Source organism: Staphylococcus sp. EZ-P03, assembly GCF_003344575.1.
In the GTDB taxonomy this organism is placed as follows: Bacteria; Bacillota; Bacilli; order Staphylococcales; family Staphylococcaceae; genus Staphylococcus; species Staphylococcus simulans_B.
Genome location: NZ_QPMO01000009.1, coordinates 171,797 through 184,597, shown reverse-complemented (window position 1 = coordinate 184,597; position 12,801 = coordinate 171,797). Strand labels below are relative to the sequence as shown.

Sequence of the window (12,801 nt, the reverse complement as noted above, 5' to 3'; positions counted from 1 at the left end):
AAGGATGCATAGCTTGCGCATTGTTTTTATGATACATATAATCTGTTATTGTTCTCTTTGACGTTTAATTGCTTCACGCTGTGCAGCTTCTTCTGCATAACGTTCTGGGTTCTTTTTATAAAAGTCTTGGTGATATGCTTCTGCTTCATAAAACGGCATTACCGGCAAGACTTTTGTTGCGACCGCTTTATCTTTATCAATTGTTGATTTTAATGATTCAATATATTGATTTGCGGTTTCACGCTGGTCTTCATTGGTATAGAATATAGCTGTACGGTATTGTGAACCGCGATCTTGATATTGTCCTTCAGCGTCTGTCGGATCAATCACGGAAAAGAAGATTTCTAATAATTTATGATAAGACATCAGTGCGACGTCGTATTCTATTTTAACAGTTTCTAAATGACCGGTAGTTCCGCTTTTGACTTGTTCGTACGTAGGATGGTCAACATTGCCTCCCATGTAACCTGACGTGACTGTTTCAATGCCGTCAAACGTATCAAAGGGTTTGACCATGCACCAAAAACACCCTCCGGAAAAATAAGCTGTATTGATATTCATGCAATCTATCCTTTCTATTTCTGGGACCTTAGTACCATTTGCTAGGTAAATACTTGATTTTTAAAAGGAAATTATATAACTTTAGTATGTATTAATTATATTACATAGGCTGTTAATTTTGAAGATATAAGGTTGATGAAAATGACAAAAGAAACAAACAATGACAATTACAAACGTAGCAGCGGGGAACAACCTCTGCCGAAACGTACAAAGAAAAGAATGCGTAAGTTGCCTTTTGTGATTTTAGGCATCTTGATAATTTTTATTATCTTGATTGTATATGCGGTTTCGGGATATAGAAGCGGTATTAATTACGCGAAAAAGCACAATCCGAATATGAAAGTGGAAAAATTTAACGGTCCTGTCAAAAATGATGGTAAAATTTCTATTTTATTATTAGGGGCAGACAAATCAGACGGCGGTAAATCAAGAACAGACTCTATTATGGTTGCACAATACGATTACATCCATAAGAAAATGAAAGTAGTGTCTGTGATGCGTGATACTTATGCGAAGATTCCAGGCTACAGAGATTATAAAATCAATGCGGCTTATTCACTCGGGGGACCAGAGTTATTGCGTAAAGCATTAGTCGAAAACTATGGTATTAATCCTGAGTATTATGCGGTAGTTGATTTTAAAGGCTTTGAAAAAATGATTGATGAGCTGGCACCTGATGGTATTCCGATTGATGTCGAAAAGGATATGTCGGAACTCATCGGCGTATCGCTTAAGAAAGGGCACCATAATTTAAACGGTAAAGAACTGTTAGGTTATGCACGCTTTCGTCATGATGCTGAAGGGGACTTCGGCCGTGTCAGAAGACAGCAGCAAGTGATTCAAGCTTTAAAACAAGAAATGACAAAACCAGGGGCTGTTTTCAAATTGCCGAAAGTTGCAGGTATTTTACGCGGTTACTTGAATACGGATATTCCTGACTCTGCTTTAATTCAAACGGGTGTCAACTTTGGTATTCGCGGTGATAAAGATGTTAAAACATTAACGGTTCCGATGAAAGGCACATACCAAGATATTCAAACAGCTGAAAGCGGCAGTGCACTTGAAGTGGATAAACCAGCGAATAAAAAAGCGATTCAAGAGTTTTTAAATGATAACAAAGACCATAAGAAAGATTCGGACAAACAACAGCAATAAGTTAGGTTCGGATACAAAAGATGGCAGGAATGAAGAGGATAGAGCGAGAAGGATAGAATAAGAAGGATAGAATAAAGATTAAGAGAAGCGGTTAATCCAATGAGGGTTAGCCGCTTCTCTTCGTTTCATGTATTATTGATCAGATTTTCTGACGCCGCCTACACCATAATGGTTAGGTTTCATTTCTTCTAATACAACGCTGATTGCGTTACGGTCAGCATTTGTAGTTTTTTCAACTGCATCTGTGACTTCTTTAACTAAAGCTTTAAGTTGTTCGTCTGTACGACCTTCAATTAATTTAATATTTACGATTGGCATAAGAACGCCTCCTTGTGATAGATATAACCTTATTATACCACTAAAGTTAATAGGTAATGAACGGTAAGGCGAAACAGAACATTTGTTCTTATAATTGTTGAATAAGAACAAATGTTCGTATATACTTAAAGTATCACATAACGGGGGTGATGATATGTATGATTATCATTTACTAGAGGACAGGGATATTTTATGTATAGATCAAAAGAGTTTCTTTGCGAGTGTATCTTGTATTTCAAAAGGCTTAGATCCATTAAAGACAAAATTAGCAGTAGTAGCAGATACAAAACGTCAAGGTTCAGTAGTACTTGCTGCAACACCGCCGCTGAAAGCCATCGGGATTACTACAGGTTCGCGTTTATTTGAGATTCCGCATCGCAATGATATTTATATCATCAATCCAAGTATGCGCAAGTATTTAGATGTATCTATTATGATTTCTAAAATTGCATTGCAGTATGTGCCGCCAGAAGATTTGCATCAATACAGTATCGACGAATTTTTTATGGATGTAACAGATAGTTATCATCGCTTCAGCAGTACAGTACAATCGTTTTGTATTAAGCTGATGAAAGAAATTTATGATAAGACACAAATCTATTGCACAGTCGGGATAGGGTCGAATATGCTGCTGAGTAAAATTGCGATGGATATTGAAGCTAAACATAATCCAGATCGTATTGCGGAATGGCGTTACCAAAATGTTCCTGATAAATTATGGAAAATACAACCGCTTCATAAATTTTGGGGCATCAATACGCGCACAGAGAAAAAATTGAATAAGCGCGGTATTTTTACGATTGGAGATTTAGCACATTATCCATACCAATATTTAAAAAGAGATTTTGGGATTAAGGGAATTGATCTGCATTTGCATGCACACGGAATTGATCAAAGCAAAATGCGTGAGAAGTACAAAACAACTAATCCATCGATATGCAAGAGCCAGATTTTAATGCGCGACTACAGCTATGAAGATGCCAAAGTCGTTATGCAAGAGTTGATTGAAGATGTGGCAATGCGGGTGAGATTGCGTAAAATGCGTGCAAGAACGATTCATTTTTCATTCGGTTATAAAGATGGCGGAGGTGTGCATAAGCAATTTACACTGCAAGAACCGACGAATTTAGAAAAAGAAATTTGGACCACATTAGAGAAGTGGGCTGACCAATTATGCGATCAAACGTTATTGTATCGTACACTCAGTGTTTCGTTGACGCAATTTGTACCTGAAGGTATTCAGCAATTGAATTTATTTGTGGATGAGTATGAAAGAAAACGCAATGAAGCTCTTGCGAAAACAATTGATCGCTTGCAGCAGAAATACGGAAAAGGTATTGTTTCAAAAGCTATTTCTTATACGGATGCAGGAACTAAGTATGGTCGTTTAGGCCTGATGGCAGGTCATAAAATGTAAATAAGCATCAAAAAGGCTCTGTAACAAGCTACAGAACCTTTTTGTGATTATTAAAGACTATACGTATCAAATTCATGCAACGCTTCGATTCCCAATTCGCGATCTTTAGGTGTTTTAAAGCTGATACGCAAAGCACCATAAATATCTTCGCGGACTTCTACAATATTTATGTTACTAATAGAAATATTATGTAAACTCAAAATAGAGGTTACTTTGCTGATCATACCAGGTTTGTCAGGGATGTCTACGTAAAGTTCGTAGGAACTAGCAACTGCGCCTGGTTTCTTAGCGGGCAGATGATTTCTGTAATCACGGGCATTTTCGAAAAATTGATAAATCCCTTCAGTATCATCATTTTGTATTTGTGTAACAAGGTGAGACAACTGGTTATTCCATTGTTGAATGCCGGCAAGAATAAAGTCTTTATTTTCATGCATGATATCGCTCCACATTTCAGGGCTGCTGCTGGCTATACGTGTAATATCACGAAAACCGCCTGCTGCAAGCTGTTTAATCAATGGAGAATCTTGATCGTAATTCAGGCTTAAGTTCACAAGCAGCGCCGCAGCAATATGCGGAATATGGCTGACAATACTTGTCACAAAATCGTGTTCCTCTGGTGAAGTTGCGATGATTTTTGCACGTGTAGCTTGTAGCAAATCTTGAATCACTTTTGATGCGTGATCATTTTCTTTTTCAGAATGTACCAAAATATAATACGCATTTTCAAACAGGTTCTTTTTCGCATTTAAGATACCTGATTTATGACTGCCGGCCATAGGGTGTCCGCCGATTAAATGAATCTGTTTGGCATCTAATAACGGCTTTTCAAAGGCTTGAATCGTTCCTTTGGTACTTCCGGTATCTGTGACGATGAGTCCAGGCTGAGTAGGAATATCTGTAAGTGTCTTGAGATATTTTACCGTTTGTTGGACAGGTGTGGCATAAATAATAATATCTGCTTGTTGAACAGCTGCTTCGTAATCTACTGCTTTTTCATCAATAATTCCAATCGAAAGTGCTTTATCAAGTTGACTTAGGTTAGAATCATAAGCAATAATACGTGCATCGTTTTGCGCATACTTTAAGTTTGAAGCTAAGCTTCCGCCGATTAGTCCTAAACCAACAAAAAGGATATTTTTAGTCAAAAGACTCACCTCTGTCTAAATTTTCAGAATAGAAACATTATAGAGTGTATTTTCAAATGACGCAAGGTATTAAAGGAATAGATTTTGATTTTCTATTTAGGAAAAATATAGGTACAATAAAGACAAGGAGGGGATTTTAATGGCACAAAAAATTTTTGAAACGATTAAAACATTAACTGAAATTCCAAGTCCGTCAGGCGACGCGTACAAAGCGATTGATTATGTGGGAGAGTTTGCGGAGAACTTAGGTTATCCTACATATGTGACGAATAAAGGGGCATTAATGATTACCGTACAAGGTGACAATGATGTAGAGCATCGTTGTATTACTGCCCATGTAGACACTTTAGGTGCAATGGTAAAAGAAGTGAAAGAGGATGGCCGATTAGGTATTGAATTAATCGGGGGCTATGCTTTCAACGCAATAGAAGGCGAATATTGTACTATTCATACAGACTCAGGCAAAGATTATACAGGAACGATTTGTCTTCACGAAACATCTGTACATGTCTACAAAGACAATCATACGATTCCGCGTGATAAAGAACATATGGAAGTCAGAATTGATGCTGTGACAAGAAATGATGAAGAGACACGTCAATTAGGTATTGAAGTAGGGGACTTTATCAGTTTAGATCCTAGAACGGTATTTACAGCTAATGACTTTATTAAATCACGTCATTTAGATGATAAAGCAAGTGTTGCGATGATTATGGACTTTTTAGAAAAACTGAAAGAAAACGGTAAAACATTGCCGTATACTACGCATTTCTTTATTTCTAACAACGAAGAAATAGGTTATGGTGCCAATGCTTCTATTCCAGGCAAAGTTAAAGAGTATATTGCATTTGATATGGGAGCATTAGGAGATGGCCAAACTTCTGATGAGTATACCGTTTCTATTTGTGCAAAAGATGCTTCAGGACCTTATCATAAAAAATTGAGACAGCATTTAACACAATTAGCGCAAAACAACGAGATTCCGTATAAAGTCGATATTTATCCTTATTACGGTTCAGATGCTTCAGCAGCATTGCGTTCAGGTGCAGATATCAAACACGGATTGTTTGGGGCAGGTATTGAATCTTCTCATGCATTGGAACGTACACATATTGATTCAATCAAAGCGACACAACGCTTGTTAGAGGCATATCTCTTCTCGGATATGGTTGAAGATTAAAACCAAAAATAAAGTGGCGTTTAACTTTTGTGTTGACATCGCTGAAAATGCAGTGTATGATTCAAAGTACATTGCGAACGATGTTAAAAGTAAACGTAGCTTATATGAAATGTAGCAAACAGAAAACTGATGGATGATGCAAATCAGTACAGCATATCAAGTGAATTGGGACTTTTAGCAAGCATGAACACAATTTAATTTTTATCAATAAGAACATGTCTATGTTGAACTAAGGTGGCACCACGGTAACGCGTCCTTACAGGAGTAAAGCGTTATTGTGGTGTCTTTTATTAATTTGGAAGAGACAGAGAAATACAGTGATAAGACAAAAGGTAGTAGTTAAGCAGAGTGAGCAGATTCAGAAAGTTAGTGGTAGATGCAAACTAACCTCGCTGTTTAATGAATTGGGTTTTGTTTGAAGCTGCCAATTAAATAAAAGCATGAGTGAGCAATCTTATGGATTGCTAACAAAGGTGGTACCGCGCCAAAAGCGTCCTTGTTACAACAAACAAGGGCGCTTTTTATTATGGGAGGAGCGATAAGAAAAATGGATGTAGTTTATGAAAGACTGAATGCTGATATTACCCCTGAAGCATTAGCACAATTGAAAGCACATAAAATCATCTTGGAAAGTGCAAGCCAAAATAAAACGAAAGGACGTTATTCAGTCGTGGCACTGGATATTTATGGAGAAGTGATTTTAACAGAGGATCAATTAGAGATTAAAACACCTTATGATACGACCATCACTTCCAATCATCCATACGAAAAACTGAAAGACTTTGTACAAAGATATTATTCAGAGGTAGAAGATGAACAGTTAAAAGACTTACCGTTTATTTCAGGGTTTATAGGCTATTGCAGCTTTGACTTGGTCCGACACGAGTTTCCGGTATTAAAAAGAAGTGCTGTTAAAGATAAACCAGAACAAAATGATGTACATCTGTACATGATAGAAGATGTTTACGTATTTGATCACTACAAAGAATATTTATATGTGATCTCAACGAATTTATTCTCAAAAGAAAATAAAATAGTCGTTGAAGATAAGGTTAAAAAACAAGTGGAGTCACTTCAAAACATAAAATTATATCAACCGGATACATCTTTTGTGCCGATTCAAAAAGAAATAGTTCCGAATATTCCTGATAATCAGTTTATTCAAACTATTTCGAAATTTAAACAGTTAATCACAGAAGGGGATATGTTCCAAGTTGTACCTTCAAGAATTTATCGTTACCAACATGGATTCGGCGATAAATTACATGCGCTATCTTATCAGCTGTACCGTAAATTAAAACGACAAAATCCAAGTCCATATATGTATTACTTGAATATTGATGAACCGATTATAGTAGGCAGTTCACCTGAAAGCTTTGTGAAAGTCAAAGGCAGTGAAGTTGTGACCAACCCGATTGCCGGAACTATTAAAAGAGGCAAAACACCGGAAGAAGACGAAGCTAATGCCAAACAACTGCTAAGCGATGAAAAAGAATTAAGCGAACATAGTATGTTAGTCGATTTAGGCAGAAATGATATCCATCGTGTCAGTCAAACGGGTACATCAAAAATTGAACGTCTGATGGAAATCGAAAAGTACGAACATGTGATGCACATTGTCAGTGTAGTTACAGGGCAATTGAAAGAGAAAATATCGCCAATGGATATTATCGCAAGTCTCTTACCGACGGGTACGGTATCTGGTGCTCCTAAGTTAAGAGCGATAGAAAGAATTTACGAAGCACATCCATATAAACGCGGTGTATACAGCGGAGGGGTCGGCTACATTAACTGCAATCACGATTTAGACTTTGCCTTAGCCATTCGAACAATGTTGATTGATGAAACATATGTTGATGTAGAAGCAGGATGCGGCGTTGTTTATGATTCCATCCCTGAAAAAGAACTAGAAGAAACACGTTTGAAAGCTAAAAGCTTACTGGAGGTTACACCATGATATTGATTGTAGATAATTATGATTCATTCACTTATAACTTAGTAAACATTGTGGCAGGATACACAGATGTTGTTGTGAAATATCCGGATGATCCTACTGTTTATGACTTGCATCCTGATGCGGTGATTATCTCTCCAGGACCGGGACATCCAGAAGATACAGATGATTTATCGCGTATTATCGACCATTATCATGATTTGCCGATTTTAGGTATTTGTCTCGGTGCACAGGCTTTAACGTGTTATTACAAAGGCAAAGTGATTCAAGGTGCTAGTGTATTGCATGGAAAAGTCGATACGATGCATCAAACACATGAATCTATTTTATACGAGGGTGTACCAAAAGATTTGAAAATCATGCGCTATCATTCACTAGTCAGCGACCTAGTTACATTTCCGAAAGATTTAATCATTACAGGAGAGACTACAGATTGCATTCAGTCTTATGAACATAAAACTTATCCGCATTACGGCATACAATACCACCCAGAATCGTTTGCGACTGAACAAGGCGCAACCATTATTCATAACTTTATTAAATTAGTAGAGAAAGGGGCTAGCAGCCATGACACTTATTCAAAAAATTCAACAGCACAGTAGTTTAACACAACAAGATATCCATGAATTTATTCAAACCTTAATCCATCCTGATATTGATCAAGATACAAAAGCTGAATTACTGCGTGAATATACTGCCCGCCCCTTGAATCAAACTGAAGTGACTTATTTAGTTCAAGCGATGATACAAACGATGTATCCCATTCAACCGGTTTATCCCGGTGCTATGTGTGTATGCGGTACAGGCGGCGATAAATCTAATAGTTTCAACATTTCTACAACAACCGCATTTGTGGTTGCCTCAGCAGGCGTTAAGGTATTAAAACATGGTAACCGAAGCATTACATCCGCTTCCGGCAGCACCGATTTACTCAACAAAATGGGTATCGCAGGCACACAAGTTATAGATGCTGAAGCAAAAATGGATGAAATAGGTTTAGCTTTTTTAAATGCGACTGATACTTATACAGTGATGAAACATATTCAACCTATCCGAAAAATGCTGGAAGGTCCGACAATCTTCAATATTTTAGGACCAATGATTCATCCATTCAAATTAGATTATCAAGTTGTTGGTGTATACAACCCAGATTTTGTGAAAACAATGGCACAAACACTTTATGACTTAGGCAGAAAACGCGCAATCGTATTACATGGCGCAAACGGAATGGACGAGGCGACTTTATCAGGTGAAAACTTAATTTACGAAGTTAACCGAGATAAAGGCATTACCTCTTATCATTTAAGTGCACAGGATGTGGGGTTAACACCTGCAAGCAATGACACATTAAGAGGCGGTACACCATCAGAAAATCTAGAAATTACACTCAATATTCTGAGCGGCAAAGATCATTCCAGTAAGCGCGATGTTGTGGTACTTAATGCAGGGATTGCTTTGTATACAGCAGAAAAAGCAGACTCGATTCAAGAAGGTGTCAAACTTGCACAACAACTCATAGACGAAGGAAAAGCCTTCGAACAATATAAAAAGACTGGGGGACAAGTGTATGACTATATTGGATGACATCGTAGCATATAAAAAAGAATTGCTGGCAGAAGGCTATTATGAAGATTTGTTAAGAACATTGCCTGAAACAGATGTACGTTATAAAAAGAAGTTAAGCGAACGATTATCTGAACGAAGCCATCTCTCAGTCATTGCGGAAATCAAGTCTAAAAGTCCATCTGTTAAGAAATTGCCGGAAAGAAATTTAACACAGCAAGTGAAAGACTACGAAACTTATGGTGCTCAGGCGATTTCAATTTTAACAGACGAATATTATTTCGGCGGCAGTTACGAACGTCTTAATCAACTGACACAGCAAACAACACTGCCTGTACTTTGTAAGGACTTCATGATTGAACCGATTCAAATCGATGTGGCACATCGAGCAGGTGCTTCAATGATTTTATTAATCGTCAATATCTTAGATGATCAGCAAATGCATGAACTTTATCAATATGCAAAAGCGTTGGATTTAGATGTTTTAGTAGAAGTTCACAGTAAACAAGAATTGGAAAGAGCTTACCAATTAGCACCAGAAATCATTGGTGTAAACAATAGAGATTTAACACGTTTCGTAACAGATGTAGAACATACAAATGAAATTTTGGCAGATAAAAGAGAAGGTTTCTATTATATATCTGAAAGCGGTATCCATACACAATCCGATGTAGAAAAAGTTGTCGGTTCTGGTATTGATGGTGTACTTATCGGTGAATCGCTGATGAAATGTGATGACCTTTCGCAATTTTTACCTAGTCTGCAGCTGAAAAAGGAGCAGTAAAATGTTCTTAAAGTACTGCGGATTTCAAAATCAAAAAGATGTAGAACAGGCGATAAAAAATGATATAGATGCGATCGGCTTTATTCATTATTTAAAAAGCAAACGTCATCAAAGTATTAGTGAAATTGCACAAATGACAAAAATCATACCTGATTCGATTCATAAAGCGGCAGTCGTTGTGAATCCGACAAAAGCCATTGTCTCGCGATTAATCAATGAAACCAGTATAGATACTATTCAATTTCACGGCCATGAAGATACTGCACTGTTGCGATGGTGCAGTACCCATTATCCTAACATCCAGATTTATAAGGCATTGCCGGCAGATGGAAAGTTAGCAAAAGCGATTGAAACTTATCGTCCATATACAGATTTATTTATTATTGATACCCCTTCGATTCATTACGGCGGTACAGGTCAAACGTTCGATTGGAATCAATTGAAACAATTGCCGGATGTTCCTTACTTGGTTGCTGGCGGTATGGATTTAGAAAAGATTCAAGCATTCGAACAACTTGGAATTAAAGCAACAGGATATGACATTGCAAGCGGAATTGAACAAGCTGGTCAAAAGGATGCACAAGCAATGAAAACAATATCAAATTATATTAAGGAGAGAGATAAAAATGACGCATAATACAACACAACCTATTCAAACAGAAGCAGATGCACTTGGATTTTTTGGGAATTACGGCGGCCGTTATGTTCCAGAAACATTAATGCCGGCTATTCAAGAACTTAGACAAGCTTACGAAGCAGCAAAAGAGGATCCGACTTTCCAAGAAGAGTTAGACGGTTATTTAAAAGACTATGTAGGACGTGCAACACCGTTAACTTTTGCTGAGTCTTATACAGAACAATTAGGCGGCGCAAAAATCTATTTAAAGCGTGAAGATTTAAATCATACAGGTGCACATAAAATCAACAACGCATTAGGCCAAGCGCTATTAGCCAAACGTATGGGCAAAAAGAAATTAGTTGCTGAAACAGGGGCTGGCCAACATGGTGTAGCCAGTGCAACAGTCGCAGCACTCTTCGATATGGAACTCGTTGTCTTTATGGGAGAAGAAGATATCAGAAGACAAGCTTTAAATGTATTTAGAATGGAGTTATTAGGTGCGAAAGTTGTATCCGTGACAGAAGGACAAGGTACACTTTCTGATGCGGTTAACAAGGCGCTGCAATATTGGGTCAGCCATGTGGATGATACGCACTATTTATTGGGTTCAGCATTAGGTCCTGATCCGTTCCCAACTATGGTACGTGATTTCCAAAGTGTTATCGGAAACGAAATTAAAACACAAATCTTAGAAAAAGAAGGGCGATTGCCTGATGCCGTTGTCGCATGTGTAGGCGGCGGTTCAAACGCAATAGGCACATTTTATCCATTTGTCCAAGATAAAGATGTGAAATTATATGGTGTTGAAGCTGCTGGTGCAGGAGCATCAACAAGCAAACATGCGTTAGCTATCGGTAAAGGTTCAGTCGGTGTATTGCATGGTACAAAAATGTATCTGCTTCAAGATGAAGAAGGGCAAATCGGCTTAGCACACTCTATTTCTGCAGGTTTGGATTATCCGGGTATCGGACCTGAACATTGCTACTATCATGATATTGGACGTGCAGAATATCCGAATGCTTCTGATGAAGAAGCGATGGAAGCTTTAATCCGCTTTACAAAAGCAGAAGGGATTATCCCAGCGATTGAAAGTGCACATGCCTTGAGTTATGTAGAAAAATTAGCACCTAAAATGGATAAAGACGAGATAATCGTTGTAACAATTTCAGGCCGCGGAGACAAAGATATGGATACAATCCGCACTTATATGCAAGAAAGAGGTGGAGACCATGAGTAAATTATTTATCCCCTATATTATGGGAAACAAAGATTTCATAGCTAACTTAAAAGTTCTGCAAGCAGAAGGTGCGGATATTGTAGAAATCGGTCTGCCATTCTCTGATCCGGTCGCAGATGGTCCGACTATCATGGAAGCTGGGCAACAGGCAATCAAAGAAGGTATGAGTGCGCGTAAAATATTAAAAGCATTAACAGCACATAAAGAGGAATTGACTGATTCTCGTTATGTTTTGATGACATATTATAATGTTATTCTTCATTATGGAGAGGCACAATTTCTTCAAGACTGCGAAGCAGCAGGGGTTTATGGTTTAATCATACCGGATTTGCCTTTTGAATTAGCTGAACAGTTTAAACAACGTTTTGAAAATCGAAAAGTAAAAATCATTTCACTTATAGCGATGACCGCTTCAAACGACCGTATTCAACACATCGCAGAACACGCAGAAGGATTCATTTACACTGTAACGATGAATGCGACAACAGGAGATAATGGCGGTTTCCATCCTGAGTTGAAAAATAAAATCGCATTAATTAAAGAACAAGCGGATGTCCCAGTAGTCGCAGGGTTCGGCATCAGAACCAAAGCACAGGTTGCTGAAGTTGCCGGATTTGCTGATGGTGTGGTCATCGGCAGTGAAATTGTGAAACGATTTGCCGAAGATGATATTGCATCGATTAGACAATATCTTCAAGGAATCAGAGCTGCACTTAATGAAAGTGAAGAGAAAGCCGAATTAAAATAAATGCAAACGTATCAGAGTCAGAAATGACTCTGATTTGCTTTGTGTACAGGGGTTTTGATAACTATCTAAGGGGAGAGCATGTTATGATAGTAAAGCAAGGGGATTTAGGGACGCTAT

The 12,801-nt window shown here is 37.8% G+C and carries 13 protein-coding genes; 10 read left to right on the top strand and 3 right to left on the bottom strand.

What is annotated here, in order from left to right:
* Positions 1–45: 45 nt before the first annotated feature.
* Positions 46–561 (bottom strand): peptide-methionine (S)-S-oxide reductase MsrA, encoded by a 516-nt coding sequence (gene msrA, locus DVJ99_RS05105; RefSeq protein ID WP_114603407.1) that lies wholly within the window; start codon positions 559–561, stop codon positions 46–48.
* A gap of 141 nt (positions 562–702) precedes the next feature.
* Between msrA and DVJ99_RS05100 the strand changes: the two genes are divergently transcribed.
* Entirely contained in the window at positions 703–1,716 is a 1,014-nt protein-coding gene (locus DVJ99_RS05100) for an LCP family protein (RefSeq protein ID WP_114603406.1), read from the top strand.
* Positions 1,717–1,848: 132 nt separating this feature from the next.
* Here the strand turns inward: DVJ99_RS05100 and DVJ99_RS05095 are convergent, their stop codons facing one another.
* Positions 1,849–2,034: a 2-hydroxymuconate tautomerase gene (locus tag DVJ99_RS05095; protein WP_105992851.1), complete on the bottom strand. Its 186-nt coding sequence runs from the start codon at positions 2,032–2,034 to the stop codon at positions 1,849–1,851.
* 154 nt (positions 2,035–2,188) lie between these two features.
* On the opposite strand from DVJ99_RS05095, the gene DVJ99_RS05090 reads away from it, so the two are divergent.
* Positions 2,189–3,451: a Y-family DNA polymerase gene (locus DVJ99_RS05090; RefSeq protein WP_114603405.1), complete on the top strand. Its 1,263-nt coding sequence runs from the start codon at positions 2,189–2,191 to the stop codon at positions 3,449–3,451.
* 50 nt (positions 3,452–3,501) lie between these two features.
* Here DVJ99_RS05090 and DVJ99_RS05085 read toward each other — a convergent pair whose 3' ends face one another.
* Positions 3,502–4,599: a prephenate dehydrogenase gene (locus DVJ99_RS05085; RefSeq protein WP_114603404.1), complete on the bottom strand. Its 1,098-nt coding sequence runs from the start codon at positions 4,597–4,599 to the stop codon at positions 3,502–3,504.
* Between the two features lie 139 nt (positions 4,600–4,738).
* Here DVJ99_RS05085 and DVJ99_RS05080 point away from each other — a divergent pair, with 139 nt between their 5' ends.
* From DVJ99_RS05080 to trpA, 8 genes are all read left to right on the top strand, one after another.
* Complete coding sequence (locus tag DVJ99_RS05080; RefSeq protein WP_114603403.1) at positions 4,739–5,779, top strand: M42 family metallopeptidase; 1,041 nt, start codon at positions 4,739–4,741, stop codon at positions 5,777–5,779.
* Positions 5,780–6,326: 547 nt separating this feature from the next.
* Positions 6,327–7,736 (top strand): anthranilate synthase component I, encoded by a 1,410-nt coding sequence (locus DVJ99_RS05075; protein WP_114603402.1) that lies wholly within the window; start codon positions 6,327–6,329, stop codon positions 7,734–7,736.
* Positions 7,733–8,335 (top strand): anthranilate synthase component II, encoded by a 603-nt coding sequence (locus DVJ99_RS05070; RefSeq protein WP_114603401.1) that lies wholly within the window; start codon positions 7,733–7,735, stop codon positions 8,333–8,335. Before DVJ99_RS05075 ends, DVJ99_RS05070 begins: the two co-directional genes overlap by 4 nt.
* Positions 8,301–9,317 carry an anthranilate phosphoribosyltransferase gene (gene trpD / locus DVJ99_RS05065; RefSeq protein WP_114603400.1) on the top strand — a complete coding sequence of 339 codons (1,017 nt, stop codon included), beginning with the start codon at positions 8,301–8,303 and terminating at the stop codon, positions 9,315–9,317. Before DVJ99_RS05070 ends, trpD begins: the two co-directional genes overlap by 35 nt.
* Positions 9,301–10,080 carry an indole-3-glycerol phosphate synthase TrpC gene (gene trpC, locus DVJ99_RS05060; protein ID WP_114603399.1) on the top strand — a complete coding sequence of 260 codons (780 nt, stop codon included), beginning with the start codon at positions 9,301–9,303 and terminating at the stop codon, positions 10,078–10,080. Before trpD ends, trpC begins: the two co-directional genes overlap by 17 nt.
* Position 10,081: 1 nt before the next feature.
* On the top strand, positions 10,082–10,717 hold the full coding sequence (locus DVJ99_RS05055; protein WP_114603398.1) for a phosphoribosylanthranilate isomerase: 636 nt from the start codon (positions 10,082–10,084) through the stop codon (positions 10,715–10,717).
* Positions 10,707–11,936 carry a tryptophan synthase subunit beta gene (trpB, locus tag DVJ99_RS05050; protein WP_114603397.1) on the top strand — a complete coding sequence of 410 codons (1,230 nt, stop codon included), beginning with the start codon at positions 10,707–10,709 and terminating at the stop codon, positions 11,934–11,936. The genes DVJ99_RS05055 and trpB overlap by 11 nt, the downstream gene beginning before the upstream one ends.
* Positions 11,929–12,684: a tryptophan synthase subunit alpha gene (trpA, locus tag DVJ99_RS05045; protein WP_114603396.1), complete on the top strand. Its 756-nt coding sequence runs from the start codon at positions 11,929–11,931 to the stop codon at positions 12,682–12,684. Before trpB ends, trpA begins: the two co-directional genes overlap by 8 nt.
* Positions 12,685–12,801: the final 117 nt, after the last annotated feature.

What these genes read in the sequence shown, in the direction of transcription:
- msrA (WP_114603407.1), bottom strand. Translation starts at nt 561, where the DNA reads ATGAATATCAATACAGCTTATTTTTCCGGAGGGTGTTTTTGGTGCATG.
- DVJ99_RS05100 (WP_114603406.1), top strand. Translation starts at nt 703, where the DNA reads ATGACAAAAGAAACAAACAATGACAATTACAAACGTAGCAGCGGGGAA.
- DVJ99_RS05095 (WP_105992851.1), bottom strand. Translation starts at nt 2,034, where the DNA reads ATGCCAATCGTAAATATTAAATTAATTGAAGGTCGTACAGACGAACAA.
- DVJ99_RS05090 (WP_114603405.1), top strand. Translation starts at nt 2,189, where the DNA reads ATGTATGATTATCATTTACTAGAGGACAGGGATATTTTATGTATAGAT.
- DVJ99_RS05080 (WP_114603403.1), top strand. Translation starts at nt 4,739, where the DNA reads ATGGCACAAAAAATTTTTGAAACGATTAAAACATTAACTGAAATTCCA.
- DVJ99_RS05075 (WP_114603402.1), top strand. Translation starts at nt 6,327, where the DNA reads ATGGATGTAGTTTATGAAAGACTGAATGCTGATATTACCCCTGAAGCA.
- DVJ99_RS05070 (WP_114603401.1), top strand. Translation starts at nt 7,733, where the DNA reads ATGATATTGATTGTAGATAATTATGATTCATTCACTTATAACTTAGTA.
- trpD (WP_114603400.1), top strand. Translation starts at nt 8,301, where the DNA reads ATGACACTTATTCAAAAAATTCAACAGCACAGTAGTTTAACACAACAA.
- trpC (WP_114603399.1), top strand. Translation starts at nt 9,301, where the DNA reads ATGACTATATTGGATGACATCGTAGCATATAAAAAAGAATTGCTGGCA.
- DVJ99_RS05055 (WP_114603398.1), top strand. Translation starts at nt 10,082, where the DNA reads ATGTTCTTAAAGTACTGCGGATTTCAAAATCAAAAAGATGTAGAACAG.
- trpB (WP_114603397.1), top strand. Translation starts at nt 10,707, where the DNA reads ATGACGCATAATACAACACAACCTATTCAAACAGAAGCAGATGCACTT.
- trpA (WP_114603396.1), top strand. Translation starts at nt 11,929, where the DNA reads ATGAGTAAATTATTTATCCCCTATATTATGGGAAACAAAGATTTCATA.